The following is a 25,519-nucleotide window of genomic DNA, read 5'->3' on the forward strand; positions in this document are numbered from 1 at the left end:
CTTTGAATTGTTTGTTGAACTTCGTCATACTAAGGCCCCCTATATATACTTTTATTGTATCACTTTATGGAAAACCTCAGTTTGACTTGTCCTATTTATATGCTAGCACCAAGGTGGCCCAACGGGCCGGAGAGGTTGAATTACCGCAGGCCGCGTTTCAAAAGCAACCTCTCAGTCAGCTTCGCCGACAGCTCTCCTATGAGGCGAGCCTTGGGAAAGCCCCCCAGACCGCAGGTCGCAAGTCTCCCCTCATAGGGGAGGTGGCCCAACGGGCCGGAGAGGTTGAATTTCCACGCGGTGATTTAAAAACAACCCCTCAGGGGAGCAAAAAAAGAGGCTGTTGCATTAAGACAGCCTCTTTTTAAGTTTGTAGTTTTTAGTTTAATCGCCGTATCGGCCGACCGGTTGCGTTTTCGCTAAGATGGCTGGATATGCGCGCTGGGGCAAGGCGGAGGAAGGAGGCGTAGCCATAGCTACGTCGACTGACGACAACGCAGTCCCAGCGTGCAGAGCCGGTCAGATTTGCGCAATAAGCAGACGGCCGGCCGATACTCTTAATGCTGTGCCGGTGCGCCGACGGTTTTCCTTTCTTCCACGAGTCCGTCCGTTGCGATGGCTTTCTTGGATACGAAGCTGATGCCGCAGAAGGTGACGGCGCAGACAATCCATTCGGCATAGATGACGTGCGGCAGTACGCGGACAGCCGGTACGAACATCCAGGCGACGAGGACGATGATGGAAGCCAGGATGGTGTAGAACGCAGCCTGACGAGAGCAGTATTTCGGCGCATACATGGTCATGAGGACGATGACTGCGAAAGCCGTCATGAGCGACAAGCCGGCCATGAGGGTCGAAATGATGCCGCTGATGGTCAGGGCGAAGCCCAAGGTCAACAGGCCCAGGAGCAGAACGGAAATACGGGTTACGGTCATGTATTTCTTATCGGACATATTGGGGTCGATGAACTGTTTATGAATATCATGGGAATACAGCGTCGCAGCCGACAGCAGGAGATTGCAAGCCGTGCTGACATCAGCAGCCCACAGCGAAGCTAAAGTCACGCCGGCAATCCAGGGATTGAGGGCCATGATGAGCTTCGGCAGTGCCGTCGTCGGCGAAATAGCCGGATACATTTCGGCAGCGATAACACCGAGGAGAGCGGCGATGAAGCCGACAGGCAGCATGACCAGACCACCGATGATGAAGCCTTTGCGGGCCGTCTGGACATCCTTGGCGCCGAGAGAAATCTGGATGATAGCCTGGAGCGATATATTGACCGTAATGAGGACGACAATCCAAGTGATGATGGTCATGGGACCGACACCGCTGATGAGGTCCATGGACGTAATGGACGGAGCCTGGATAGCGACGACGTCGATGCCGCCGGCCATGCCCAGGATGAGGAAAGCGGCAACGGTAATGCCGATGTACTGCAAGGTAACATTGAGGACGTTAGATTGGCTGGCCGACCACATACCACCGATAAGGGTAATGCCGATGAAGACGACGGCACTGGTGAGCATCCCCGTGACCGGCGTGAAGATATTCGGCATCAAGGCAGCCAGGATAGCGCCGCCTGCGACGTACTGCAAGCTCATGATGACCAGCTGTACCAAAACCTGACAGCCGATACCGGCGATCATGCTGCGGCGGTCATAATACCGTTCCAGCAGTTCCGGTACGGTCGTAATATTGAGCTGGCGATACTTCTTGGCGACCGTCAGGCCCATGACGATGGCACCGATGCCCCAGGCAGCCGTATACCAGCCGGCCGACAGCCCGACTTTATACGCCTGTTCGGCAACGCCGATGGTCGAAGCCCCGCCGACAGCCAGGCCGACGATGGACACCATGATGAGGGGCGTCGTCAATTTGCGGCCAGCCAACACATACGCTTCTGCCGATGCGGCAGCCTTATGCTTGACGTACCAGCTGATACCGAAGAGAACGCCGATGTACACTAAAATGATGAAGACTTGAATCCCTGTGGTTCCCATAGTAAAAACTCCTCTCTAAAATAATTTCCCGAAAAAAAAGCCGCCCCTCACAAAAGGGACGACTCAGTCGCGGTACCACCCAATTTATCGATATATGGATAAAAAAAGAGTGGTACGCCAGGGACGGAAGATTCCGCGGTACCACCCTAATTATCTCGAATCGATCAACTCATGGCCGTATAACGGCAGCCGCCCCGGTACAGCCTACTCACGTTCAGCCGTACAGTTCAGGAATGAACTTCATGCCCTCTCCCCTGTCCCCTCACACCGGCCGGAGACTCTCTGAAAAGCTCAAAGACACTACTTTTTTCCATCACAACTGTTATCAGGAAATCTGTTGTTGACCATGATTATACAGGAAAATAAAATAAAGTCAAGCAAAATCTGACGAAAAAATCGAAAGAAAATCACGTAAAACGTACTACGAATTAGGTAAAACGTGCGACCTGAGAATCAACACAATCTCTGTGTTTTTATGCGACTTATAGTGATAGCGAAATAATTTCCCCAACACTGGCAATGACGCCAGAATCGGCACCTTGCGGAAATGCTCGACCTCTTCCCGGCGAATCAGACCACCGATGACCAAAGGCTCGCCATCGCGCAGACGCACGACCGTCCGGGCCTGGCGCGTCGCAATGCGGTAGGCCTTCATTTCCGGCACAAACACAGGCGTGCTCACTTCTGCCACCAGCTGGGCTGTCACCGAATCATCGGGATGGATTTGCGGTGTGTAAGTCAATTTAATGCCCGCCTCTTCGTACGTCGTACTCACCGTCGTTTCCTTACCGGACAGATGTTCTGTCTGGACGGGGACTTTATCGCCAATGAGGATGTGCGCTTCCCGGCCATTAGTGGCGACCATGTGCGGCGAAGCCAAAATATGGGCCCGTCCCTTTTCTTCGAGGGCGTGGATCGTCCCGGCCAGGGAAAAGACGCCGTGGTCCGCCCCGCCTTCTACAGTCGACCAGTTCCACTCGACACCGGTCTGCTTCAGCAAGCTGTCATCGACGGAGGTAACCTCTACGGAAACATCGACTTGCCGTGCCGGCACATCGAGACGCTTCACCAGGGACTGGACAGCCGCCTGGACTTGGTGCGTTCCGCCGACAACGAGGGTATTCGTATCGCCATGGCAGCGCACATCGGCTTCCGGTACCGCTGCCTGGACGGCCTCCTTCAAAACGGCCGGGTCGGCATGGCGCAGCGACCATGTATGAAAAGTCTTGACCCCTTTTCCCGATTTCGCCCCGCTCATCGTACGGATAGGGCCGGATTGTTCGTAATACAAGCCCTGGCTGTCAGCAATGGCCTGCAAGGCTTCTTCCAAGGTGACGTCGTGGAGGTTCATCGTCAACGAGCCCTGCACGCTGTCATCGACGACAAGATTGATATTCCCTGACCGGGCCAGCCCTTCCAGTACCGTCCGCGTCGGCACATCCCGGACCTGGACATCGACAGCCCCGGCCGTCCAGGGGTAAAGACAACAGATACCGGCAGTCAGCCATTTCTTCCACTCCTTCATGATGTTCCCTGCCTTTCCTTACAAAGGGATTTCAAAAACTCGTCCGTCCCGCTGCAGGCCTGCGGCCTGACGGTTGACATAGGCGATGTACCAACCGTTCCACCATTCCCCGGCAGCACAAGTCGCCGTCTGTCCCTGCCACTTCAAAATGACCAGGTGAATATCTCCTTCATGGACGGCACCACAGACGACGGGCAGCGTCCCTTCTTTTTTCTCTTTTTCCGGTTGTTCCTTGACTTCTTCAGGCGCAGCCGCCGGAACGGTCAGCGGTGCCGCTTCGGGCGCAGCAGTCTTCTTCGGCAGACTGCCGGCAAACAAATCCGGTAAGGGCTTATAGCGCAAGGCCGGTCGGACATCATAGACGAGGTTTCCTTTACCGTTTCCCCGTTCCGCTTCGTCAGAAGCAGAAAAAACGGGATGCGACCCAGCTTCATGCTGAGCGGCATCCCGTTTCATGTGTTCTTGTCCTTGCGACGGCTCGTCCCACCACGTCCAGATGGCGCCAAGGCAGACAAGTATCCCTATATAGGGAAGCCATGTCTTGCGATGTTGAACGATACCGTTCCTTACCTTTGGCAGAGCGGACAAGACCTTATTTCTTATCTCCATAGCCCTGCGGATGATGCTGATGCCAGTTCCAGGCATCGGCAATGATTTGTTCTACCTTACTGTGTGTCGGCTGCCAGCCTGTGACGCGGCGGATCTTTTCGGATCCGGCGATGAGGATGGCCGGGTCGCCGGCACGGCGCGGTGCTTCTTCGACTTTGAAGTCTTTGCCCGTGACTTTCTTGGCGACTTCGATCATTTCACGGACGCTGAAGCCGTTCTGAGAGCCCAAGTTGAAGTACTGCGATTCTCCCCCTTCGGCGAGGTACTTGAGGACCCTTACGTGGGCATATGCGAGGTCTGTGACGTGGATGTAGTCACGGATGCAGGTGCCGTCGGGCGTCGGATAGTCGGTGCCGAAAATCTTGATGCTGTCCCGCTGGCTCAGGGCCGTCTGCAGAATCAGGGGGATGAGGTGTGTTTCCGGTGTGTGGTCTTCACCAATGGTGCCGCTTCCATCGGCCCCGGCGGCATTGAAGTAGCGCAGGGCCACGTAGCGCAGGCCATAGGCCCGGCTGAACTGGGCCAGCATGGTTTCGATCATGAGCTTGGTCTGGCCGTAGACGTTGGTCGGATGGTAGGGCATGTCTTCGGTAATCGGCGTCTGTTCCGGTTCGCCGTAGACGGCGGCCGTCGACGAGAAGACGAAGTATTTGACGCCGGCCCGGCGTACAGCTTCCAGGAGGCAGTACGAGCCAACGACGTTGTTGTCGTAATAAATCGTCGGGTTTTCCATGGATTCGCCGACCTGGCTATGGGCGGCGAAGTGCATGACGGCGTCGATGTTCATGTCTTCCATGATGTGCCGTACCCGGTCGATGTCATGGATGTCGACGACGTAAAAAGGGATTTCTTCCGGGACGGCTGCCCGATGGCCGCGCGAAAGATTATCAATGACGACGACGTTGTGGCCCTGAGCCAATAAGGCTTTGACCGTATGGCTGCCGATATAGCCGGCGCCGCCGGTAACGAGAATATTCATTGAGAGTCTGCCTTTCGTTATTTATTGGGCGGGCTCCCCACGCGGGAGCCCCTACGGTATACTGGGCGGGCTCCCCACGCGGGAGCCCCTACGGTATACTGGGCGGCTCCCCACGTGGGAGCCCCTACGATAATGTTTTTGCGGATTATAAATTATTTTTCCTGTAATTTTTTCAGACGGCCGCCGAGGAATTTCTTGTAGACTTCGACGCCGGGCTGGTTAAAGGCGTCGACGTTGGCGTATTCGCCTTCGTAAGCGATGGACAGGCAGAGCATGAACATCAATTCGCCCAGGTGATACGGGGTCAGGGCGGGCAGGATGTAGTTGGCGCTGGGACGGCCGTCACCGGCGAGGGCTTCGGCGTTGGAGCTGCGGGCCGCTTCCAGGATCTGGCTCAAAGGCAGGCCGCTGAAGGCAGCAAGTTTCGGGTATTCGTCATAGAGATGGGGGACCGTGACGTCGTCGGGCCAGTTTTCGACGGAAACGAACTGGACAACTTTGTCCTGCGGGCCTTCCTGGTGTTCCTGGGTCTGGGCATGCATGTCCGTCGTGCCGACGGCGACGATAGGCGTGCGGCCGTAGTTGACGACGTTGCCCTGTTTGTCCAGGCGTTTGCCCAGGGATTCAGCCAGGAGCTGGATGTACCATTCGGACAGGGATTTCAGGTTATCCGCATAGGGCATGAGGACTTCCAGGTCGCGGCCATGGTTCTTGCCGGCCAGGAATTTGAGGACACTGTTGAGCAGGGCCGGGTTCTGCCAGATATCCGGGTTCTGGCAGGCGTGGTCCATGTCGCGGGCGCCGTCGAGGAACTGGCGGATGTCAAAGCCCGTGAGGGCACCGACGATAAGGCCGACTTCGGAGAAGACGCTGAAACGGCCGCCGACGCCATCGGGAACGTAGAAGATGGGCCAGCCCGATTTCTTGGCCAAGCCGTGGAGCAAGGTTTCTTTTTCGCCGCCGTCGTGGGGGTCCGTAACGGCTACCGTTTCCAGGGCGATGCCGGCATCGTTCATGGCTTGTTTGAGGACCATGTAGTTGGACATGGGTTCAATGGTCGAGCCCGATTTGGAAATGACGAGGGCCATGACCGTGTAGTTCGGTTTGGTGTGGCTGTCGGCCTTGAGGAAATTGATGAGGCCCGTCATCTTATGGGAGTCGACGTTATTGCCGGCAAAGAAGGCTTTCGGGAAGCCCTTGCGTTCTTCCGTGCTCTTGAGGTTCCAGAATTCGCCGCACTGGACGTCGAAGAGGACCTTGCCGCCGAGATAGGAACCGCCGATGCCGAGGAATACGACGGTGTCTACGCGGTTGCGCGTCGTCCGTGCCAGTTCTTCCAGGGCAAAGATGCGTTCCGGGCTGTTGATGTTGCCGTCTTCGATGTACGGCAGCTGCGGGAAGAGGACTTCTTCCGGTTCTCCGTCTTTCGAGAGATGGCCCGGCATGATGCCGGTCTTGCGCATATTCATAACGGCTTCGTGAGCCTTGGTGTAAACGGGTTCAAAAGCCTTGACTTCTTCTTCAGTGACGGCCTTGGGACCATAAAGGTTGGTTACGTCAAAAGTAAAACCAGAACGTAATTTTAATTGAGTCATGTAAGTTCCCTACCTTTCGATAGAATAATGTCATATTCGCGTATGAAATCATTATAGCACAAAACGGGGCGCACGGGCTACCTCCTGGACGGCGAACGGCCCGATGTGGAAAAAGGACTTGTCGCATGACGACAAGTCCTTTTGCTGTAGGGGCTCGCACGTGGCGAGCCCGCTCACGTAAATGGTTGATAACGGGATGGCGGGCGCCCCACGTAGGCGCCCCTACAATACGATCCACGGGATTCCCACAAGCGGTCCATGGGCAACCTCTCAGACCGCCTTTGGCGGCCAGCTCCCCTATTAGGGGAGCCTCTTGCGGCCTGCGAATTGCGAACTGCGAATTATGATTTTACCATCAAAAATGGAGCATGGATTTGAGGAAGTTCTGGGTCCGTTCGTTCTGCGGGTGTTCGAAGACGTCTTCCGGTTTGCCTTGTTCCTGGATGATGCCGTCGGCCATGAAGATGACCCGGTCGGCGACTTCTTTGGCGAAGGCCATTTCGTGGGTGACGATGATCATGGTCATGTGTTCATCGGCGAGCTGTTTGATGGTCCGCAGGACTTCGCCGGTCAGTTCCGGGTCCAGGGCGCTCGTCGGTTCGTCGAAGAGCATGATGTCCGGGTCCATGGCCAGGGCGCGGGCGATGGCCACACGCTGCTGCTGGCCGCCGGAGAGGCGCGACGGATAGGCATCGCGTTTATCCCAGAGGCCGACTTTTTTCAGGAGTTCTTCGGCTTTGGGCATGATTTCTTCGGTCTTCATCTTCTTGACGATGCGCGGCGCTTCCAGGATGTTGTCCAGGACGGTCATGTGCGGGAAGAGGTTGAAGTGCTGGAAGCACATGCCCATGCGGCGGCAGATGGTCCGGACGTCGGCTGCCGGGGCGTAGACGGCACGGCTGCTCCCTTCGGGCGTGCTGACCATGGTCTGGCCGTCAACGACGATGGAGCCGCTGTTAATCGTTTCCAGCTGACAGAGACAGCGCAGGAAGGTACTCTTGCCGCTGCCCGACGGGCCGATGATGGAAATGACTTCCCCCGTTTCAACGTGGAGGGTGACGTCTTTCAAGACTTCGAGACTGCCGAAGCTCTTGCGGATATGGTCCATTTCAATAAAACTCATGATAATCCTCCTTATTCATCGTAAACGGCATAGCGTTTTTCCAGATAACCAAAGACCTTGGTCAGGATAAAGGTAAAGAACAGGTAGAAGACGGCAGCGACCAGGAAGGCCGTCGTGTCGAAGTCGCGCTGTACGATGGAGCGCGTAATGCGCAGGATGTCGTTCATGGCCAGGATGTAGACCAGGGACGTATCCTTGAGGAGGTTGATCGTTTCGTTCGAGACCGGCGGCAGGACGCGCTTGATGACCTGGGGCAGGATGATGCGGCGCATGGTCTGGACGTAGGTCATGCCCAGGACTTTCGCCCCTTCATACTGGCCGCGGTCGATGGACTGGATGCCGCCGCGGAAGATTTCGGCAAAGTAGGCGGCATAGTTGAGGACGAAGGCGATGATAGCCGCCGGGAAGGCCGGCAGTTTCAGGCCGTCGATGATGAAGGGCAGGCCGTAGTAGATGAAGAGGATCTGCAGCATGAGCGGCGTGCCGCGCATGACGTAGATATAGGCGTACATGGCCTTACGCAGGATAGCGATCTTGGAAATACGGCCGATAGCCATGAGGATGCCCAAGGGCAGGCTCAGGACAATGGTGATGATGAAAATTTTCAGGGTAATCTGCAGGCCTACGGCAACGGCAGGCACAATGTGAAATAAATAATCCATGTTGGCTCCTTTTTTGGAATTGACACATATACAGAAGTGGGACATCCCCCAAGTCCTGTGACGGGCTCGCCACGTGCGAGCCCCTACGGTGGGCGGATTGACACATATACAGAAGTGGGACATCCCCCAAATCCTGTGACGGGCTCGCCATGTGCGAGCCCCTACGGTGGCGGATTGACACATATACAGAAGTGGGACATCCCCCAAATCCTGTGACGGGCTCGCCACGTGCGAGCCCCTACGGTGGCGGATTGACACATATACAGAAGTGGGACATCCCCCAAATCCTGTGACGGGCTCGCTACGTGCGAGCCCCTACGATGGGCGGATTGACACATATACAGCATAGGATACGTATATACGCAAGGCGGGCCGCCCTTTTGGGCGGCCCCTACGAATCGTCGTTACATCCCGCTTCGCTTACTGTACTTTAATGGTAATATCTTCGTTAAACCACTTCTGGGACAACTTAGTCATTGTACCATCTTCACTCATTTGTTTCAAGACGTCGTTGAGTTTATCCTGCAAGAGCGTATCTTCCTTGCGCATGCCGACGCCGAATTTTTCGTCGCCCATCTTGTCGTCGATGACTTTGAACTTGCCCGGTTTCTTGGCCATGTAGTAGCGGCCGACGACGCTGTCGACGAGTATGCCGTCAGTACGGCCGATTTCCAGGTCCATGAAGGCGTTGACGAAGTCACCGTATTTCTTGACTTCTGCCAGGGAATCCTTGAATTCGGCGTTCTTTTCCAGGGCGTCGATGGAGCTGCTCCCTTCCTGGGTGCCGATGACTTTCCCTGCCAGGCCGGCCCGGTCATTGATGGGCGAATCGGCGCGGACGACGAGGAGCTGGGCATTGTTCATATAGGGCTTGGAGAAGGCGATCTGCTGGGACCGTTCATCGGTGATGGTCAGGCCGTTCCAGAGCATGTCGACCTGTTTGCTCTTGAGGGCTGCTTCCTTGCTGTCCCAGTCGATGGGCTTGAATTCGACAGGGATGCCCAGGCGCTTGGACGCTTCCTGTGCCAAGTCGATGTCGAAGCCGACGAACTGACCGCTGTCATCGCGGAAGCCCATGGGCGGGAAGTTATCATCCAGGCCGATGACGATCTTATCGGGCAGTTTCTGTTCTGCCTGTTTATTTGCATTGCCGCCGCAGCCGGCAACCATGGTAACGGCTGCTACGGCCAGTGTGCCCGCAGCCAGTGCTTTTTTCCAATTCATGTGAATTCCTCCTTACATCGTGACGTCGATGCCAAACCATTTTTCAGAAATCTTCTTCGACGTGCCGTCGTTGTGCATGTCTTCCAGGACCTTGTCGAGCTGGGCCTTCAGTTCCGTATCGTCCTTGCGCATGCCGACACCGCTGGGGATGTCGGGATAGCCGACGTCGATGATGCGGAACGGCGCGTTGTTCTTCTTGATGAAGTACGCCGCTGTCGTCTGGGCGACGACGACGGCATCGATGCGGCCGACTTCCAGGTCCATGAAGGACGTGACGTTGTCCGAATACTGTTTCAGTTCCTTAAAGGAATCGCGCAGTTCCGGTTCGGCTTCGATGGCTTCCAGGCCGGTGCTGCCCTGCTGGGTGCCGACGATTTTGCCGGCCAGGTCGGCCTTGCCCTGGATGGGCGAGTCGTTCTTGACCAACAGGATCTGCGGGCCGTTTTCATAGGGCCGGGAGAAAAGGATGTTCTGTTCCCGTTCCGGCGTGATGGACAGGCCGTTCCAGATGGCATCGATTTTTTTGCTCTTCAGTTCCGTTTCCTTGCTGTCCCAGTCGATGGGCTTGAATTCGACTTCCATACCCAGGCGCTTGGAGGCTTCCTTGGCCATGTCGATGTCAAAGCCGACGAGCTCGCCGCTTTCATCATGGAACCCAAAAGGCGGGAAGTTGTCATCGAGGCCGATGACGATCTTGTCCCTCTTGGCGGCCGTCCCCTTGTCGGCCTGTTTGTCCCCGCCGCAGCCGGCAACGAAAGTTGCTGTCAGAATTGCCGCCATACCGGCAGCTGCGTATTTTTTCCATTCCATGATTATCGCTCTCCCCTTGAGATCATCTAGGCGTACCGTTGTGTACATGCCCTATTTTACTTTATTTCGTTAAAAAGATAAAGGCTTTTGGGTATAAAAAATCGGCATGTCTCCATGCCGATTCATGCATATCGCACATAGGACAGGTCCTGTCAATGGGCGCTTTCGTCATCGTCCGTTTCATGGGCCTGCTTGATGCGGTCGATGATGCGCTGTTTGTTGCGCTTAGACAGGAACTGCAGGTGCACGGGCAGGACGGCCAGGCCGCCTTCTTCGGCTTCGCCCAGCTGGATTTCCTGCCAGTTGTCGCTGATGACGAAGATGTCCTTATACGGGAGGAAGATGAGGCTCCGCTCCTCATGGAACTGGTCGTCGTAGAATTCATGGAGCGACCGGAACTGGCGGCGGACGATGAGGCCCTTCCGGGTGACGTAGCACATGACGTCGTCCTGGCGATGGATGCGCCACAGGCAAAAGGCCAGGACGGCCCAGTTGTCGAGGTGTTCGACCAGGTGCGCTTCCCCCGTCATGAGCCAGAAGAAGTAGATGGCCACCAAGAGGAAGAGGACCTTCATGAAGCCGGAAAACCATTTCGAGTTCTCATAGGCCGCCTCGACGGGACCGCAGCGGAAATGCTTTTCCAGGTCTGCCTGTTTCATTTTCTCAGTTTTTTGCTCGTCTTCGGTGCCGTCTTGATGACGACGTTGCGGCCGTCCTTGACGACTTCCAGGGAGATGTCGCCGACGCCGTCCTTGAAGTAAGCCATCTTGATATCGAGGAGGATAGAGCCGACTTTTTCCTGGAGGTCGTCCGTGAAGAACTGGCGGCGGAAGTCCGAGGCGGTCTGCTTCTTAGCCGTCTTTTTGGCCTGCGGCCGGCGGACGCTCACTTCGTCGTCTTCCCAGCCCGTCGTTTCAAAGGTCGATTCTTCTTCGACGCCCTGGAACATGTCTTCGATAGAGCGATTCTTGGGAATCTTATGTTTTGCCATGACAATCACCTACTTCTTTTCCATTTTATCGGATTTTTCCGATGCTTCGTGCATACTGTTAAGGGTAATCTTATTGAAGTCTTCCGGCGTCTTGTACGTCGCTATCTTCTTGAAGCCGACCCGCAGGCGGCCGCGGTAGGCGGCTACGACCTTGTCGTCGTGGTTCATTTCGGCGATGTAGATTTCCTGTCCGTCGATACCGATGAGACGGAAATTGCCGCTCGGCGAGATTTCACGCCAGCTGCTGGTCGCCCCGTCGAACATGTAGACGACGCCGGTCCGCAGGTTGTCGTAGAAGAACGTATCCGAATCGTAGAATACGGCGATGCGGCCGATGTTTTCTGCCTGGACGTGGATGCGGCGCGTGTCGTAGTTGGCGTCTGTCCGGTAGATGCGGTATTTATTGTCGCCGACCTGGAGCTTCATGTAAACGACATTAGTCGCCGTCGAATAGGCGACATCGGTAATCTTACTGTCGACCGGGGCATCTTCGATAGGCGTATCGAGTTCGCGGTCCGGATAAATCGGGTTGTACTGGGCGATGTAGACGCCGTACTTGCCGGTCTTCCTGTCGCGGCCATAGGTGGCGAAGATAGCCAGGTTGCGGTCGGGCAGCCATTCAAAGAAGGAGACCTTGCGGCCGTGGAGATTGATGCGCTGGGGATCGTTCTTCTTGCCGGCTTCGTAAATGGTGACCCTGTCGTCGACGATGGTCGCCATGAAGCGCTTGTCATAGGAATAGAAGCTGCGGCCGTTCGGTTCTGTCCCTTCGCCCATGGCTTCCTGCTGGTTTGTGCCGCCGATCTGGAAATCCGACGTCGGCGCGAACAAGACCTGATCCAGATAGAGATAAATAGCAGCCTGGACAGCGATGCCGGCCAGAAAGACTGCAATGAACTTTCGTAATTTCATAGCCTGCCTCCTACTTGACGACGAACGCCGTCGGAATCATGCGTTCACCTAAGAGGTCCGCCGGTTTGTTGATGACTTTGCCATTATAATACAGCGTCGAGCTCGACCCGCCATCCAGGTTGGCCGCGATGACGGCGCCTTCTTCATACATGATGTTCTGGATGTCGCGCAGTGTCGCCCCGACGGAATAGCCAGGCTGGCGGCCGTCGATGACCAGGAAGAGGACCGTGCCGTCTTTGCGCTGGCCGATGGCCGTGCGGGGACCGACGCCCCAGCCGCCGTCGCCGTGGGTGATCATCTTTTCACCGTTGACGATGAGGGCCGGCCCGAAGGAAATGCCTTCGACGACGTCCTTTTCTTTCAGTTCGGCCTTGGAGTAGTTGCCGACGATGAGGTTGCCGTCCTTGGTGAAGCCGACGAATTCATTTTCTTCCTCATCGGACGCATCCTGGCCGAGGAGATATTTGCCATCGTGGAGGATGAAACCGTAAGGCTGTCGGCCCGTACCGGTCCCGTTGGCATCATAGAAGCCGCCGGCATTGATGGCCGCTACGGCACCGACGCGTTCGGCAATGCCGCTGGTCGTGTCGCCTTTTTCATCCATATTTTCAGCCGTCGCGACCTGTACGCGGTGCGGGTCCGGGATTTCCAGGAGGAATCCCTTGAAACGGCTGGAATCAATATTCTTCAGGGTAAGTGTCGAGTCCGTCCGGGCTTTGAACTTGAACAGTTCCTGCTTCGGCGTCGAGCTGATGCCGCCCAGGATTTCGTCGATTTCTTCCTGCGAAAAAAGCCAGGTGATGTACTGGGGATGACGGCTCTTCAGGATAGCCCCGACGACGGTGCGCTTCAGGTTGTCGAAGGGTCCGAAGAGGACGACAAACGGCGATGTCAAGGCAAAGAAAATGGCGACAAAGACAAAAAACTTACCGATTTCTTTTACGTGTTTCCTCATAAGTAACCTCGAAAATAATAAAGTTAGCGTTCTTCATACTGCGGTGTCGTGACGCGCTGCTTGAAGTTTTCTATATCGACGGCATTGCCGATCCAGATGCGCTTGACCGCATAGGGGTTGTCCCCGTATTTTGCCCAGCCCGGATCCATGGTAAAGGCCAGTTTGATACCGGCTGCCTTCAACGCGTCGCCGGCGCTTTTCGTATAGCCGCCATAGGGATAGCAGAAATATTCGTTGGTAATGCCCAGCTGTTCCTTGAGTTCAGCCTGGCTCTTCTTGATTTCATCCGCAAAGGTGCGCCTTGTCATTTCCGTCGCCCGTTCATGGTGATAACTGTGGGAGGCAATGGTCAGGCCGGCAGCCTGCATTTCCTTGACCTGCTGCCAGTTCAGGCGCGTTCCCTGGTCCGTGTCATACGTCGGCACGAAGACCGTCCCGGCAAAGCCGTATTCCTTCAAAACAGGCATGACGATGCTGTACGTATCGGGATAGCCGTCGTCAAAAGTGAGGACGACCGGCCGGACCGGTACGGGCTTGTTATGCACCATATAGTCATAGAGCTGGTCCAGGGTAATGGGATGGAAGTCATTATCCTTCAGGAATTTCATCTGTTCCCGGAAGTGCGATTCCAAGAGGACCGCATCGTTATCGGGGACATCGCCGATCATGTGATACATCAGGACCGGGATACCCTGCTTGGGCACGGCCATTTCCACCTGCGCCTGCGGTGCCTTGTCGGCCTTGGCCGTATCGCCGCTCTGCGTCGGCGTGCAGCCGACCAGCAGGAAGCAGCACAGGATGGCCAGGCAGGCCAGTTTCCATATACGCAAATTGTACAGCCCCTCTCGTTAAGATTCTTCGTTGTCCCGCAAGGTCACAACGGGCAGCTCATCGTAATGGCCGGCCAGGAACAGGCGGATGTACCGTTCGGCATCATCGCGGACGGCCTTGTCGGCTTCGACGGAATGGAAGCAGACACTGGGCGTGAGCAGGAATTCCGGACGGGCGATCATCTTGAGCAGCATCGGGCTCGGATGTTCCATGGACAATACGTCGAGGGCGGCACTGCGGACATGGCCGTCGTCGACAGCATGATAAAGAGCCGCTTCGTCCGCCAGGCCGCCGCGGCAGCAGTTGACGAACATGGAGCCTTCCTTCATTTCCTCGAACTGTTCATCCTGGAATATGTAGCGTGTCGTTTCGTTGAGCGGCATGTGAAGTGATACGACGTCGCTGGTCTGGAGAAGTTTGTCGAAGTCGACGGGACGGACGCTGCGTTCCATCATGACCTTTTCGCTGACAAACGGATCATAAGCCTGGATCTTGCATCCAAAAGCCTGGAGACGGGCGGCGACGGCACGACCGACATGGCCAAACCCGACGAGGCCGATGAGATTGCTGCTGACACGGTGGATAGGCCAGGGAACGGACCCGTATTCCCAACGGCTGTTGGTGCGGATATCGCTCTGGTACTCCGGCAGCTGGCGGATGAGAGCCAGGATCATGGCACACGTATGGTCGGCAATATCGTCGACACAGTACGACGTATTGTTGATGACCATGACGCCCTTTTCCCGGGCAGCCGCCAAGTCGACATTATCCGACCGCGTCGATAAGACGACAATCAATTTCAGATCGTCCAATTCTTCCAGAAGGGATGCCGTAATCGGTTCGGACTTACAGATGATGACATCTGCATCTTCGAGCCTGTCGGCCAATTCTTCTTCATCTCCGGGAGGACAATATTCAACGCGCGCTACATCGCGCAGTCTCTCTCCAAAATCATCTTCATCCTGACGTCCTGTCAAAACACTTATGTGATACATTATCACTGCCCCTTTTCTATAAACAAAAGATTTAGACATAAAGATACACCTAATTATATACCATATAAAAGTCAATTAGCAAGTCCCTGTGCCGTCCTTGACGGAGTTGTGAAAACTCTGCTATAATAGTTTCGTTATGGAAAGGTGTCCGAGTGGTTTAAGGAGCTAGTCTTGAAAACTAGTGATGCGGCAACGCACCGTGGGTTCGAATCCCACCCTTTCCGCCAATTTCCAAAAAGCCCTGTCGCGTAGGTGACAGGGCTTTTTGAGTGGTTAGCAGCTAGTGGCTAGGGGTTAGCAAGGGCCCCATCGGGGCTTTTTTGCTCAATTTCTGCTTAATTTTTGCTTAATTGTTAAATGAGTGGTACTGTCCTTCCTTTTAAATACTTTTTAATCTGACAACAAAAATCTACTGCTCTATCGTATTGCTCTTGTGCCTCATCTTGTGAGATTATAAAAAAATCAGCATAATCGGTATTATTACGAATCTGAAATGCCTGGCTCAAATATTTTGAATACATTTTATCGAATATGCCTGGCTTTATATATTCTCTTTGAAAATAGGATATGACACCAGCATGTTTCTTAAAATCAACTCCATCAAGGGCAAGAATTGCGCGAACAGCTGTGAACATGGCATAGTAAGACCGGCTAATAGAATCTTTATAACTTTTATACTCTAAAAGAATCTTAGCTGAATTCAACTTTTCATCCGCCATAGCCAGACGATAATTCATCAATTCTAGACGACGTTCATGCAACAATGTTCACTCCTTCCTTCTGGATGTTTCGATAATAAGGCACATCTTCTTTATATTTGATATATTCATCATAAGGGATTACAGTTGGCGAAATGATAACATCATATTGTAATTCTAAATCAGATGAAACGTCCCATACCTGTTTCAATTTATTTTGCAATATTTGTCGATCTCCCCGGACAATCGCTACCAGGTCAATATCTGAATCAACGGTATTATCTCCACGGGCATATGACCCATAAAGCAGTATTTGCTCTATGGCATCTCCAAAGATTTGATAATAAGTATCTGCCATGATTCGGATGATTTCTTTGAGTTCATCTTTGGTACGCATTTTTTCACCCCCAACAAACCTTTTTTTTAATTATATCACATTCACCTATTTTTTATCGAATAAAAAAGGGGCTGTCGCACGTGCGACAGCCCCTTGGGGAGTTTTAAGTTTGTAGTTTTCAGTGAAGGTTTTTAAATTTAAAGCCCTCTTCTACAAACTCCGTACTACAAACCTCAAAGAGCAAAGGCCCCAATCGGGGCCTTTTTTTACGAGTCAAGCGTATCCTGGAGCGATGTTGTCAATCTGATTCTGAGGCGGCCTGCGGCCTGCGAACTGCAACCGGCAGGGCGCACTCTGGGCGCCCCTACTATTTCTTATGGAAAAAGTGCGGCGAATCGCCCCATTGTCCCAGGCCGATGGTGTCGCCTACGGAGGCTACGCGGGCGCTGAGGCAGTTCTTGCACTGGTCCGGTACTTCGTCGACACAGGGTTTGTTGTCGTATAAGAGGTACTGTGGGCGATATTTGGGGACCGTGACGATGGGCATGAGGACGTTGGCCCCGGCTTTGAGGCCCAGTTCCCGTCCCAGGGGATGGAGGGCCTGGAGGGCCGTCGTAGCGGCGATGTTAACGTCGGGCAGGAAGAGGCGCGTGACGGCGATCATCTTGAGGCCCAGTTCCAGGCGCCGTTTCTTTTCTTCGGCACTGTCCATACCGGCAGCCATGACGTCTTTGCCGACCGGTGTATTGTGATGGACGACGTAGGGACCCATGCCGATCATGTCGATGTCCATGTCCCGGTAAAAGAGGATGTCATCGGCCAAATCGCCCAGGGTCTGGCCGGGCAGGCCGATCATGTCCCCTGTCCCGACCTGGTAGCCGATGCGGCGCAGGCTGTCCAGGCAGTCCTTACGGACCTGCCAGCGGTGATGGCCGTCCTGGGGATGGAGCGTCGCGTAGAGGTCGTGGTTGCTCGTTTCGATGCGCAGGAGATAGCGGTGGGCGCCGGCGTCAAACCAGCGGCGGTACGTTTCTTCCGTCTGTTCACCGACGCAGAGGGTCAGGCCCAGTTCGCCGTGGCTCAAGGCCTTGATGTCGCGGACTAGGCCTTCGACGTAGTCGATGAACTCTTCATCCTGCCGTTCGCCGGACTGGAGGGTCAGGGAACCGTAGCGGTTCTCCCAGGCCCAGCGGGCCATGGCCAGGATGTCTTCGCGCGGCGTATCGAAGCGTTCTACTTCGTCATTGCTCTTGCGGATGCCGCAGTATTTGCAGTCTTTGATACAGTAATTGGAAAATTCGACGAGGCCCCGGTAATAGACGACGCGTCCCACACCGGCGGCCTTGACGGCATAAGCCGCATCATAAAGCGCCTGGAGTTCATCAGGATCGGTAATCGAGAGCAGCGCGATCAAATCGTCGCGGGTTTTCGGTTGTGGAATAGTCATAGACGGAACTCCTTTCAGATGGCCTGCTATTCGTTGGCCCAATGAATCTTTTCAAAGAAAAGGAAGATGAGGCTCATGACCATGGCGACGACCGTAGCCAGGCCCATGCCCTTGAGCTGGACCGGACCGAGGACGATAGTCGCCCCGCTGAGGCCGGAAATCATGGTGACAGCCGTGAGGATGAGGTTCTTCGAGCGCGTATAATCGACTTTCTTTTCGACGAGCATACGCAGGCCTGAAGCGGCGATGAAGCCGAACAGGAGAATGCAGACACCGCCCATGACCGGCGTCGGGATGGCGTGGATGAGGGCTGCGATCTTGCCGACGAAGGAAAAGAGGATGGCAAAGACAGCAGCGCCGCCGATGACCCACGTACTGTATACGCCGGTAATGGCCATGACGCCCATGTTTTCACCATACGTCGTATTCGGCGTCGAACCGACCAGGCCGGACAGGACGTTGGACAAGCCGTCGGCAAAGAGCGACCGGTGCAGGCCCGGGTCCTTGATGAGGTCGCGGCCGACGATATCGCTGGTGACGAAGAGATGGCCCAGGTGTTCGGCCAGGACGACGAACAGGGCCGGCATGATCATCATGATAGCGCTGAGATTGAATTCCGGCTTATAGAAGGTCGGAAAGGCGAACCAGGGCATTTCCTGGACATGGGTCCAATCGACGACGCCCATGAAGAACGACAGGATATAGCCGGCAATGACGCCGATGAGGATGGGGATGATGCCGATGAAGCCCCGGCCGAGGACGGTGGCCAGAATGGTGACGACCAGGGTGAACGTCGAAATGATCATGGCCGTTTCATTGGACATGCCCTGGACTTCGCCCATATAACCGGACATATTCATGGCCAGCGGCGCCAGTTCCAGGCCGATGATGGCTACGATGGAACCCATGGCAGCCGGCGGGAAGAGGACGTCGATCCACTTGGTGCCGACCTTGTCGACAATGGCCGCCAGGATCATGAAGGACAGGCCGAAGACGATGAAGCCCCCCTGGGCGTCGCCATAGGACATGCCCGGTGTCGCGCAGACAGCCAGGACCGGCGAAATGAAGGCGAAACTCGAACCGAGGTAGGCCGGCAGGCGCCATTTACAAATGGTCAGATAAATGAGCGTACCGACGCCGTTCATGAACAGGGCCGTCGCCGGGTCGACGTGGAGCAGGAACGGGACCAGGACCGTCGAGCCAAACATGGCAAAGAGATGCTGTAAACTCAGGGGAATCGTCGGCAAGATAGGCAGCCGTTCTTCCACATGTATAATTCTTCGTTGTTCCATAAAATCAAAATCCTCCTAAATTCAATGCCCCATAAAGGGCGGACGCAAAGCCTGTCGGGCCTGCTGGGCACTCAAGTCCTGCGCCCTGGCCGCGGCCATGTAATTATCATAGCTGACGCGCAGCAGGAGCGACGCAGAAATCAGGTTCAAAATAAGGGATGACCCGCCGTAACTGATGAAGGGCAGCGGGACACCGACGACGGGAAACAGGTCCGTAACCATGGCCATGTTGACCAGGCCCTGACCGCCGAGAGAAAAGGTAATTCCCATGGCCAGGAACATGCCGAACCGGTCCTGACAGGAGCCTGCCGCCTGGACGCCAAAATAAATCAGGGCGAAAAACAGGAATAAGACCAGGACACCGCCCAAAAAGCCCCATTCCTGGCAGAGGATAGCATAAGCGAAGTCCGTATGGGCTTCGGGCAGGTAACTGAACTTGCTGATGCCCGTCCCCATGCCCTGGCCCCAGACGCCGCCGGAACCGATGGCGATGAGGCTCTGGGTTATCTGATAGCCGATGGTCTTCTTGTAGTCCTCAGGGTATATCCAGGCCCGGATGCGGTCTTTCTGGTAATCATGACCAAAGAAATAAAAAGCCAGGACGCCGATAACGATTGCCGCAAGGGTCCACAGGCCGATTTTCTTATACGACCAGTGCCGGTCATAGAGCGGGATGCCGCTGCAAAAGAGCATGAACGCCGACGGCACAAAGAGCACGATAGCCGTGCCGGCATCAGGCTGGATCAAGATAATAGCAGAGAGGAAGAGAGCCGGCGAGAGGCAGAGCAGACCATAGCTCTTGAAGAGCTTCTTCTTTGCCAATAACGACGGCGCCAAGTGCTCGATGCGCCATTTTTTAGTGAATCGTTCGACGACAGTCTGCTGGTCACCGTGACATTCCCAAAAGAAAGTCAGCGCCGCAGCCGTGCAAATGATGGCTGCCAGCTTAGCAAATTCCGACGGCTGGAAAGACACGGCCCCATAGCCCAGCCAGCGCTGAGCACCGTTGACGGTGATGCCGATGGCCTTGACGGCAAAGAGCAGCAGGGCGCTGATCAGGACCAGCGTACCGCACCAGCGGCGCAGCCACGGATAGCCCAGGTGCCAGACGCCGGCAGACGCCAGCAGGCCCATCACCAGGAAGCCCACCTGCTTCAGCAGATATCCGTAGACCGTACTGCCGCCATCGAGGACAAAGGTCGAGCTGAGGATATTTTCCATGCCGATGACGACGAGGCACGAAAAGATACCCACCAGCCAGAGGACGTTAGTCCTCCGGCGCCGGGTCCGGACGGTCAGTCTGGGTTTTAACATGAGCAATCACTTCCTTGGGACGCGTAGCGACACAATGGAAAATGGGCTGTCCCTTGGCGCTGAACTTCGCTTCATATTCCGTCATGGCTTCATTCAAAATCGGGCTGTTATGCAGATCATAAGTCACTTCCGACAAGGGCCAGCCACATTCGCGGAACTCGTCGAGGGTGAAATCGAAGAGACCGGCATTATCGGACTTGAAGTAAATCTGGCCGTTTTCCCGCAGGAGCCGTGCGTAGCGGTCGAGGAAACCGCGGTACGTCAGGCGCCGTTTGGCATGGCGCTTCTTGGGCCAGGGATCGCAGAAGTTGATGAAGAAGCGGTCCACTTCCCCTGGGGCAAAAATATCTTCCATGCGGGCTACGTCAAAGCGCAGGAGCTGGACATTGTCCACTTCGGCAGCGGCGCACTTCTTGCCGGCATAATAGAGGACGCCGACCTGGATCTCGATGCCGATGAAATTGACATCCTTGTGAATCTGGGCCATCTGGGAAATGAAATTCCCCTTCCCCGTCCCCAATTCGACCCACAGCGGCGCATCGGGATTCTTAAAGAGGGAACGCCATTTTCCCTTATAGCTTTCGCAGCTTTCCAGATGGAGAAAATCACTATAATCCTTGATAGCCTCGTCAATCCACGGTTTTCTTCGTAAACGCATTGTACCTCCTATGTAAAAAACGATTCATCGTACAAGAACCCTTCAGACCTGCTGTACAAGCCGAAGGGTTCCATGACTAACTTTTTCAGACTTATTTAATTATAAAAAATGTCGGCGCCGGTGTCAATCTTTTAATGGCAGCCAGCCATCAATGGCCGTAATGCCCAGGCCCGGTGCGTCGGGGACGACGAGGTAGTCTTTGTCATAGGTGATGCCGCCCCGGACGGGGTCGGCGGCCATGAGGTCGGCGGCGTCGAGGTCGTTCTTGGTGATGACGGCCTTGCCGGCAGACAGGGCCGCAGCGGCGGTGATGCCGACTTTACTTTCCAGCATACAGCCCATCATGCAGGCGACGCCGGCGGCGTCGGCCATGGCGGCAATCTGGGCAGCCGGGGCCAGGCCGCCGGCCTTCATGAGTTTGATGTTGATGAGGTCACAGGCCCGCATGGCCAGGAGGCGGAAGACGTCGCGCGGGCTGAAAGCCGATTCGTCGGCCATGATGTCCGTCGCGACGTGATCCGTGACCTGTTTCAGGCCGTCGAAGTCAGCGGCTGCCACGGGCTGTTCGACCAGTTCGATAGCGAGGCCGGCGTCTTCCATGCGGCCGATGAGGCGGATGGCTTCTTTCGGCTTCCAGCCCTGGTTGGCGTCGAGGCGGATGGTAACGTCCGGCCCGACGGCCTTGCGGATAGCGGCGACGCGCTGGAAGTCCATGGCCGGGTCGATGCCGACTTTCAGTTTCAAGTGGCTGTAGCCGCGAGAAACGGCCTGGACAGCGTCGGAAGCCATCGTGTCCGGCGCGTTGACGCTGATGGTGAGGTCCGAGGCGATGCGCGTCTTGCGGCCGCCGAAGAAGCGGTACAAGGGCAGCCCGTAACGCTGGCCGAAGAGGTCGTGGACGGCCATGTCCAGGGCGGCCTTGGCCGACGTGTTGTGGACCATAGATTGATGGATCGTGTCGAGGATATCTTCGCGGTCGTCGATATCCCGGCCGATGAGTTTCGGCCCGATGGTATATTTAATGGCAGCGGCGACCGATTGGTGACTGTCACCGGTGATGACGACCGTCGCCGGTGCGTTGCCGTAGCCCGTGTGGCCGTCGTCGGTATGAACCTTGACGACCAGGTCTTCGGCGACGTCGACGCGGCGCAGGGCCGTGATGAACGGCGTCTTCAAGGGAATGGCGATCTTCCCGATTTCAATAGCTGTAATCTTCATGATGCTTCCTACGGTAAAATATCTAAAATCTCTTCGACTGAATCGACGATGTAGCGGACGTGCTCCTTCTGGAACATGGGCTTGGCCGCCGGCCCGTCGATGCCGGTCAGGGTCCCGATCATGGTGGCTCCCATGGCCCGGGCGCACCAGACGTCGGCCAGGGAGTCGCCGACGACGTAGTAGATGCCCTTCTTGAAGTCGTCGGGATGGCTGACGTAGTCGAGGTAATGCTTCTTATTCTTGCCGAAAGCCCCGAGGTAATAGGCGAAGGGGTTGGGCTTGTCCAGGGACATGTGCAGCATGGCTTCGGCTTCTTCGACGTCGCTGTAGGTCGCAACGTAGTATTCGTCGAATTCGTCGAGCCAACCATAGGTCCGGAAGGGAATCTCCATTTCCATTTTCGACCGGCCCGTGGCGATGGCAATCTGATAGCCCCGTTTCTTCAATTCCCGGAACATGTTGCGGATGCCGTCGACAGTCCCCAGTGGTTCTTCCCGCGTCAAAAAGCCCGGTTTCCCCGGTGCATAAGGTTTCTTGCCATACGTCTGTTCATAGAGCTCGTCGCCGAAATACCAGTCCTGGAAGGCCTCGAATTCCAGCTGCCACAAGGGCGAATCGAGGGGAGTCCACTGCTTGGAGCCCGGTCCCAGGGACGACTGGACGGCATCGGTCAGATAGGTAAAGACTTCGTCCTTGCCGGCTCGTTCGGGGATGACATTGCTCAGGCGGCGATAGACGTCGTCGGCCGTCGGTACGGGATAGCCCCGCAGGAGGGACCTCAAATACTGGATATCGTCGATTTTCTTCAGGCTCCCTTCCAGACCGCCGTGGTCGGCGACATACTTTTCCAGCATGAGCCACAAGGTGACGACGATGTGGGCGTGGACCATGTCCCAGTTGCTGTTGACGCCGTGTTTCTTGAGCCACAATAAGATATCGTCGTTCCTCCAGAAGCGGGCCCGCAGGGCGGCGATGGTATCATCGTCAAGGTCGGCCGTGATCCGTTCCGGTTTGAGGTGCATGTAGCGCGGGCTGTAATACCATTCCCAGACTACCAGGGCCGATACGTCGAAATAGCGTTTTTCACTGAGCAAGACGCCATCGACGTCAAAAATCACTTTCTTCATCGCGCCTTCCTCCTCTTACTTAAAATGTCTTGTCCAAATGGCCGACGGTCTTCTTATTGCCCTTGACATGGGACCGTTCTTCCAGAACCTTCATGACATCGTTGACGGTGACGCCCGTGTCTTCCCAGAGGACGGACAGGTGATACAAGAGGTCGGCCGATTCCTTGCAGACTTCCAGGCGCAGGTTGTCGGCGGCTTCCGACGTATCCTTGACGACGGGGTCGGCGTTCTTGGCGGCGATGATGACTTCCGACGATTCTTCGCCGATTTTCTTGCAGATCTTGTCGATGCCCGTCTGCAGGAGGTAAGCCGTGTAGGATTTTTCCGTCGGATGGATGCGTTTTTCCTTGATTTCTTCGCGCAGGTCCGACAGCATGGACAAGTTGCCCGTATAGGTCTTTTCCCATTCCGTCATGGACCGGAAGAAACACGATTTGTGGCCTGTATGGCAGGCGGCGCCGACCTGGTCGACGGTCAGGAGGATCGTGTCGGCATCGCAGTCGACGGCGATGGAGCGGACGTGCTGGAAATGACCCGACGTTTCGCCTTTATGCCACAATTCCTGGCGGCTGCGGCTGTAATACCAGGCGTCGCCGCTTTCGACGGTGCGCTTCAGGGCTTCGGCGTTCATATAGGCCACCATGAGGACCTTGCCGCTGCATCCTTCCTGGACGACGGCCGGCACGAGGCCCTTTTCATCAAATTTAATGTCTTTCATCGATACACTTTCCATTTATTCTTCTGCCCCTCTCATGGGAATTCCCTGTCCCTGTAAATAGGTCTTCAAATCGGGGATGTCGATCTGGCCGAAGTGGAAGACCGAAGCGGCCAGGGCGGCATCGACGCCGACGTCGAAGACATCCTTGAAATCCTGCATCGTGCCGGCACCGCCGGAAGCGATGATGGGCACAGGCAGTTCCGTCGCCAGGCGGCGGTTCAGTTCCAGGTCGAAGCCGGCCTTTTCGCCGTCCGCGTCCATGGAATTCATACAGATTTCGCCGGCGCCGAGGGCAACGCCCTGTTTGGCCCAGGCGATGGCGTCGATGCCCGTATTCTTGCGGCCCCCTTCGACGTAGACCTGCCAGCTGCCGTGGTTATCGCGCTTGGCGTCGATGGACAGGACGACGCACTGGCTGCCGAAGCGCTGGGCCGCTTCGCGTATCAGTTCGGGACGGCGGACGGCAGCCGAATTGACCGATACCTTATCGGCACCGGCCCGCAGGACCTGGTGGAAGTCGTCGATGCTGCTGATGCCGCCGCCGATGGTAAAGGGAATGGTAATGGCTTCGGCTACGGCGCGGACGACGTCGATGAAGATATGGCGCTTTTCATGGGTCGCCGTGATGTCGTAGAAGACGAGTTCATCGGCGAGCTGGTCGGAATAGAATTTCCCCAATTTGACGGGATCGTCGACGTCCTGGATATGTTTAAACTGCTTGCCTTTGACGACGCGGCCATCGCGGACGTCCAGGCACGGTACAATACGTTTTGCCAACATCTTACATTCCCCCTAATGCGCGGATTTCGGCCATCGTGATTTTCCCCTCGTAGAGCGCCTTGCCGGTGATGGCACCGTAGACGCCCATGGCCTGTAATTTCTTCAGATCAGCGATGCTGCTCATGCCACCGGACGCGATGAGGCGGATGAAGGGCAGCTGCTGGAGCTGGCTGAGCATTTCAAAGTTCGGCCCTGTCAGCATGCCGTCGCGGCTGATGTCCGTATAGACCAGGGTATTGATGCCGATGTCGAGCATGGACTGGGCAAAGGGCAGGACCTTCTTGTCACTGCCGTCGACCCAGCCGCGGGTAGCGACGACATCGCCCTTGGCGTCGATGGATACGGCCAGGGACGAGCCGTATTTCTTGGCCATAGCCGTAATGAATTCCGGGTCTTCGACGGCTTTGGACCCGATGATGACGCGGTTGACACCGGCTTCCAGATACGTTTCGATAGCTTCTTCGCTGCGGATGCCGCCGCCGACTTCGACAGGGATATCGACGGCTTCACAGATGTCGCCGATGATCGAGGCATTGGTCAGTTTGCCCGAAAAGGCGCCGTCCAGGTCGACGACGTGGAGGAACATGGCCCCTTCGTCGCACCATTTGACGGCAGCGTCGACGGGGTTCTCAAAATAGGTCGTACTGTCGTCCTTGACGCCCTGGCGCAGGCGGACAGCATGGCCGTTCTGGATATCGATAGCGGGAAATACGATCATAGTC

Annotated in this window: 26 protein-coding genes, 1 tRNA gene and 1 other annotated feature; of the genes, 1 reads left to right on the forward strand and 26 read right to left on the reverse strand. The window is 55.8% G+C overall.

Annotation, left to right across the window (positions count from 1 at the left end; all coding sequences use genetic code 11):
- Positions 1 to 554: 554 nt before the first annotated feature.
- The 15 genes from ACFCTO_RS02550 to ACFCTO_RS02620 all read right to left on the reverse strand — a co-directional run bounded on the left by ACFCTO_RS02550 (position 555) and on the right by ACFCTO_RS02620 (position 15,208).
- Entirely contained in the window at positions 555 to 1,997 is a 1,443-nt protein-coding gene (locus ACFCTO_RS02550; protein WP_499876347.1) for a sodium:solute symporter family protein, read from the reverse strand.
- Between the two features lie 116 nt (positions 1,998 to 2,113).
- Positions 2,114 to 2,323 (reverse strand) — a binding site (T-box leader).
- Between the two features lie 95 nt (positions 2,324 to 2,418).
- Complete coding sequence (locus ACFCTO_RS02555) at positions 2,419 to 3,522, reverse strand: type II secretion system protein GspD (protein ID WP_499876348.1); 1,104 nt, start codon at positions 3,520 to 3,522, stop codon at positions 2,419 to 2,421.
- An 18-nt stretch (positions 3,523 to 3,540) separates the two neighbouring features.
- The gene (locus ACFCTO_RS02560; protein WP_302485008.1) at positions 3,541 to 3,978 is read right to left on the reverse strand and encodes a hypothetical protein; all 438 of its coding nucleotides are present in this window, start codon (positions 3,976 to 3,978) and stop codon (positions 3,541 to 3,543) included.
- Between the two features lie 136 nt (positions 3,979 to 4,114).
- A complete protein-coding gene (gene galE, locus ACFCTO_RS02565; protein ID WP_499876349.1) occupies positions 4,115 to 5,110 on the reverse strand; it encodes a UDP-glucose 4-epimerase GalE in 996 nt (331 codons plus the stop codon).
- Positions 5,111 to 5,262: 152 nt separating this feature from the next.
- On the reverse strand, positions 5,263 to 6,705 hold the full coding sequence (locus ACFCTO_RS02570) for a phosphoglucose isomerase-related protein (protein ID WP_302485006.1): 1,443 nt from the start codon (positions 6,703 to 6,705) through the stop codon (positions 5,263 to 5,265).
- A 355-nt stretch (positions 6,706 to 7,060) separates the two neighbouring features.
- A complete protein-coding gene (locus ACFCTO_RS02575) occupies positions 7,061 to 7,828 on the reverse strand; it encodes an amino acid ABC transporter ATP-binding protein (protein WP_020309972.1) in 768 nt (255 codons plus the stop codon).
- A gap of 11 nt (positions 7,829 to 7,839) precedes the next feature.
- Positions 7,840 to 8,490 (reverse strand): amino acid ABC transporter permease, encoded by a 651-nt coding sequence (locus ACFCTO_RS02580; RefSeq protein WP_289123120.1) that lies wholly within the window; start codon positions 8,488 to 8,490, stop codon positions 7,840 to 7,842.
- Between the two features lie 420 nt (positions 8,491 to 8,910).
- Entirely contained in the window at positions 8,911 to 9,714 is an 804-nt protein-coding gene (locus ACFCTO_RS02585) for an amino acid ABC transporter substrate-binding protein (RefSeq protein ID WP_499876350.1), read from the reverse strand.
- Between the two features lie 12 nt (positions 9,715 to 9,726).
- Entirely contained in the window at positions 9,727 to 10,524 is a 798-nt protein-coding gene (locus ACFCTO_RS02590) for an amino acid ABC transporter substrate-binding protein (RefSeq protein ID WP_292262144.1), read from the reverse strand.
- Between the two features lie 152 nt (positions 10,525 to 10,676).
- On the reverse strand, positions 10,677 to 11,183 hold the full coding sequence (locus tag ACFCTO_RS02595; RefSeq protein WP_292262142.1) for a hypothetical protein: 507 nt from the start codon (positions 11,181 to 11,183) through the stop codon (positions 10,677 to 10,679).
- A complete protein-coding gene (locus ACFCTO_RS02600; RefSeq protein ID WP_192813534.1) occupies positions 11,180 to 11,515 on the reverse strand; it encodes a hypothetical protein in 336 nt (111 codons plus the stop codon). The genes ACFCTO_RS02595 and ACFCTO_RS02600 overlap by 4 nt, the downstream gene beginning before the upstream one ends.
- Positions 11,516 to 11,524: 9 nt before the next feature.
- A complete protein-coding gene (locus tag ACFCTO_RS02605) occupies positions 11,525 to 12,427 on the reverse strand; it encodes a hypothetical protein (protein WP_020309965.1) in 903 nt (300 codons plus the stop codon).
- Positions 12,428 to 12,437: 10 nt separating this feature from the next.
- On the reverse strand, positions 12,438 to 13,382 hold the full coding sequence (locus tag ACFCTO_RS02610) for a phosphodiester glycosidase family protein (protein WP_292262139.1): 945 nt from the start codon (positions 13,380 to 13,382) through the stop codon (positions 12,438 to 12,440).
- Positions 13,383 to 13,405: 23 nt separating this feature from the next.
- On the reverse strand, positions 13,406 to 14,212 hold the full coding sequence (locus tag ACFCTO_RS02615) for a polysaccharide deacetylase family protein (RefSeq protein WP_481324813.1): 807 nt from the start codon (positions 14,210 to 14,212) through the stop codon (positions 13,406 to 13,408).
- 18 nt (positions 14,213 to 14,230) lie between these two features.
- A complete protein-coding gene (locus ACFCTO_RS02620; protein ID WP_292300687.1) occupies positions 14,231 to 15,208 on the reverse strand; it encodes a C-terminal binding protein in 978 nt (325 codons plus the stop codon).
- A gap of 138 nt (positions 15,209 to 15,346) precedes the next feature.
- Between ACFCTO_RS02620 and ACFCTO_RS02625 the strand changes: the two genes are divergently transcribed.
- Positions 15,347 to 15,435, forward strand: a tRNA-Ser gene (locus tag ACFCTO_RS02625).
- A 126-nt stretch (positions 15,436 to 15,561) separates the two neighbouring features.
- Here ACFCTO_RS02625 and ACFCTO_RS02630 read toward each other — a convergent pair.
- The 11 genes from ACFCTO_RS02630 to hisA form a co-directional block, all read right to left on the reverse strand.
- Positions 15,562 to 15,969, reverse strand: a complete 408-nt coding sequence (locus ACFCTO_RS02630) for a HEPN domain-containing protein (RefSeq protein WP_292300686.1) — start codon at positions 15,967 to 15,969, stop codon at positions 15,562 to 15,564.
- Positions 15,962 to 16,303 carry a nucleotidyltransferase domain-containing protein gene (locus ACFCTO_RS02635; protein ID WP_292300685.1) on the reverse strand — a complete coding sequence of 114 codons (342 nt, stop codon included), beginning with the start codon at positions 16,301 to 16,303 and terminating at the stop codon, positions 15,962 to 15,964. Before ACFCTO_RS02635 ends, ACFCTO_RS02630 begins: the two co-directional genes overlap by 8 nt.
- Before the next feature lie 307 nt (positions 16,304 to 16,610).
- A complete protein-coding gene (gene hydE / locus ACFCTO_RS02640; protein ID WP_292300683.1) occupies positions 16,611 to 17,690 on the reverse strand; it encodes a [FeFe] hydrogenase H-cluster radical SAM maturase HydE in 1,080 nt (359 codons plus the stop codon).
- 26 nt (positions 17,691 to 17,716) lie between these two features.
- Complete coding sequence (gene uraA, locus ACFCTO_RS02645; protein WP_292108061.1) at positions 17,717 to 18,982, reverse strand: uracil permease; 1,266 nt, start codon at positions 18,980 to 18,982, stop codon at positions 17,717 to 17,719.
- A 21-nt stretch (positions 18,983 to 19,003) separates the two neighbouring features.
- On the reverse strand, positions 19,004 to 20,296 hold the full coding sequence (locus tag ACFCTO_RS02650) for an FtsW/RodA/SpoVE family cell cycle protein (protein ID WP_499876351.1): 1,293 nt from the start codon (positions 20,294 to 20,296) through the stop codon (positions 19,004 to 19,006).
- Positions 20,250 to 20,954 (reverse strand): tRNA (guanosine(46)-N7)-methyltransferase TrmB, encoded by a 705-nt coding sequence (gene trmB / locus ACFCTO_RS02655; protein ID WP_499876352.1) that lies wholly within the window; start codon positions 20,952 to 20,954, stop codon positions 20,250 to 20,252. The genes ACFCTO_RS02650 and trmB overlap by 47 nt, the downstream gene beginning before the upstream one ends.
- A 123-nt stretch (positions 20,955 to 21,077) precedes the next feature.
- On the reverse strand, positions 21,078 to 22,172 hold the full coding sequence (locus ACFCTO_RS02660; RefSeq protein WP_418292940.1) for a mandelate racemase/muconate lactonizing enzyme family protein: 1,095 nt from the start codon (positions 22,170 to 22,172) through the stop codon (positions 21,078 to 21,080).
- Positions 22,173 to 22,180: 8 nt separating this feature from the next.
- Positions 22,181 to 23,299: an HAD family hydrolase gene (locus ACFCTO_RS02665; RefSeq protein ID WP_499876353.1), complete on the reverse strand. Its 1,119-nt coding sequence runs from the start codon at positions 23,297 to 23,299 to the stop codon at positions 22,181 to 22,183.
- A gap of 19 nt (positions 23,300 to 23,318) precedes the next feature.
- Positions 23,319 to 24,032 carry a bifunctional phosphoribosyl-AMP cyclohydrolase/phosphoribosyl-ATP diphosphatase HisIE gene (hisIE, locus tag ACFCTO_RS02670; protein ID WP_292260753.1) on the reverse strand — a complete coding sequence of 238 codons (714 nt, stop codon included), beginning with the start codon at positions 24,030 to 24,032 and terminating at the stop codon, positions 23,319 to 23,321.
- Positions 24,033 to 24,797: an imidazole glycerol phosphate synthase subunit HisF gene (gene hisF / locus ACFCTO_RS02675; RefSeq protein ID WP_014015195.1), complete on the reverse strand. Its 765-nt coding sequence runs from the start codon at positions 24,795 to 24,797 to the stop codon at positions 24,033 to 24,035. It lies immediately after the preceding gene.
- A 1-nt stretch (position 24,798) separates the two neighbouring features.
- Positions 24,799 to 25,515, reverse strand: coding sequence for a 1-(5-phosphoribosyl)-5-[(5-phosphoribosylamino)methylideneamino]imidazole-4-carboxamide isomerase (hisA, locus tag ACFCTO_RS02680; protein ID WP_020309952.1), 717 nt, complete (start codon positions 25,513 to 25,515; stop codon positions 24,799 to 24,801).
- Positions 25,516 to 25,519 lie beyond the last annotated feature (4 nt).

This window comes from Megasphaera indica (assembly GCF_046614755.1).
GTDB classification, from domain to species: Bacteria; Bacillota; Negativicutes; order Veillonellales; family Megasphaeraceae; genus Megasphaera; species Megasphaera intestinihominis.

What these genes read in the sequence shown, in the direction of transcription:
- ACFCTO_RS02550 (WP_499876347.1), bottom strand. Translation starts at nt 1,997, where the DNA reads ATGGGAACCACAGGGATTCAAGTCTTCATCATTTTAGTGTACATCGGC.
- ACFCTO_RS02555 (WP_499876348.1), bottom strand. Translation starts at nt 3,522, where the DNA reads ATGAAGGAGTGGAAGAAATGGCTGACTGCCGGTATCTGTTGTCTTTAC.
- ACFCTO_RS02560 (WP_302485008.1), bottom strand. Translation starts at nt 3,978, where the DNA reads ATGAAACGGGATGCCGCTCAGCATGAAGCTGGGTCGCATCCCGTTTTT.
- galE (WP_499876349.1), bottom strand. Translation starts at nt 5,110, where the DNA reads ATGAATATTCTCGTTACCGGCGGCGCCGGCTATATCGGCAGCCATACG.
- ACFCTO_RS02570 (WP_302485006.1), bottom strand. Translation starts at nt 6,705, where the DNA reads ATGACTCAATTAAAATTACGTTCTGGTTTTACTTTTGACGTAACCAAC.
- ACFCTO_RS02575 (WP_020309972.1), bottom strand. Translation starts at nt 7,828, where the DNA reads ATGAGTTTTATTGAAATGGACCATATCCGCAAGAGCTTCGGCAGTCTC.
- ACFCTO_RS02580 (WP_289123120.1), bottom strand. Translation starts at nt 8,490, where the DNA reads ATGGATTATTTATTTCACATTGTGCCTGCCGTTGCCGTAGGCCTGCAG.
- ACFCTO_RS02585 (WP_499876350.1), bottom strand. Translation starts at nt 9,714, where the DNA reads ATGAATTGGAAAAAAGCACTGGCTGCGGGCACACTGGCCGTAGCAGCC.
- ACFCTO_RS02590 (WP_292262144.1), bottom strand. Translation starts at nt 10,524, where the DNA reads ATGGAATGGAAAAAATACGCAGCTGCCGGTATGGCGGCAATTCTGACA.
- ACFCTO_RS02595 (WP_292262142.1), bottom strand. Translation starts at nt 11,183, where the DNA reads ATGAAACAGGCAGACCTGGAAAAGCATTTCCGCTGCGGTCCCGTCGAG.
- ACFCTO_RS02600 (WP_192813534.1), bottom strand. Translation starts at nt 11,515, where the DNA reads ATGGCAAAACATAAGATTCCCAAGAATCGCTCTATCGAAGACATGTTC.
- ACFCTO_RS02605 (WP_020309965.1), bottom strand. Translation starts at nt 12,427, where the DNA reads ATGAAATTACGAAAGTTCATTGCAGTCTTTCTGGCCGGCATCGCTGTC.
- ACFCTO_RS02610 (WP_292262139.1), bottom strand. Translation starts at nt 13,382, where the DNA reads ATGAGGAAACACGTAAAAGAAATCGGTAAGTTTTTTGTCTTTGTCGCC.
- ACFCTO_RS02620 (WP_292300687.1), bottom strand. Translation starts at nt 15,208, where the DNA reads ATGTATCACATAAGTGTTTTGACAGGACGTCAGGATGAAGATGATTTT.
- ACFCTO_RS02635 (WP_292300685.1), bottom strand. Translation starts at nt 16,303, where the DNA reads ATGCGTACCAAAGATGAACTCAAAGAAATCATCCGAATCATGGCAGAT.
- hydE (WP_292300683.1), bottom strand. Translation starts at nt 17,690, where the DNA reads ATGACTATTCCACAACCGAAAACCCGCGACGATTTGATCGCGCTGCTC.
- uraA (WP_292108061.1), bottom strand. Translation starts at nt 18,982, where the DNA reads ATGGAACAACGAAGAATTATACATGTGGAAGAACGGCTGCCTATCTTG.
- ACFCTO_RS02650 (WP_499876351.1), bottom strand. Translation starts at nt 20,296, where the DNA reads ATGTTAAAACCCAGACTGACCGTCCGGACCCGGCGCCGGAGGACTAAC.
- trmB (WP_499876352.1), bottom strand. Translation starts at nt 20,954, where the DNA reads ATGCGTTTACGAAGAAAACCGTGGATTGACGAGGCTATCAAGGATTAT.
- ACFCTO_RS02660 (WP_418292940.1), bottom strand. Translation starts at nt 22,172, where the DNA reads ATGAAGATTACAGCTATTGAAATCGGGAAGATCGCCATTCCCTTGAAG.
- ACFCTO_RS02665 (WP_499876353.1), bottom strand. Translation starts at nt 23,299, where the DNA reads ATGAAGAAAGTGATTTTTGACGTCGATGGCGTCTTGCTCAGTGAAAAA.
- hisIE (WP_292260753.1), bottom strand. Translation starts at nt 24,032, where the DNA reads ATGGAAAGTGTATCGATGAAAGACATTAAATTTGATGAAAAGGGCCTC.
- hisF (WP_014015195.1), bottom strand. Translation starts at nt 24,797, where the DNA reads ATGTTGGCAAAACGTATTGTACCGTGCCTGGACGTCCGCGATGGCCGC.
- hisA (WP_020309952.1), bottom strand. Translation starts at nt 25,515, where the DNA reads ATGATCGTATTTCCCGCTATCGATATCCAGAACGGCCATGCTGTCCGC.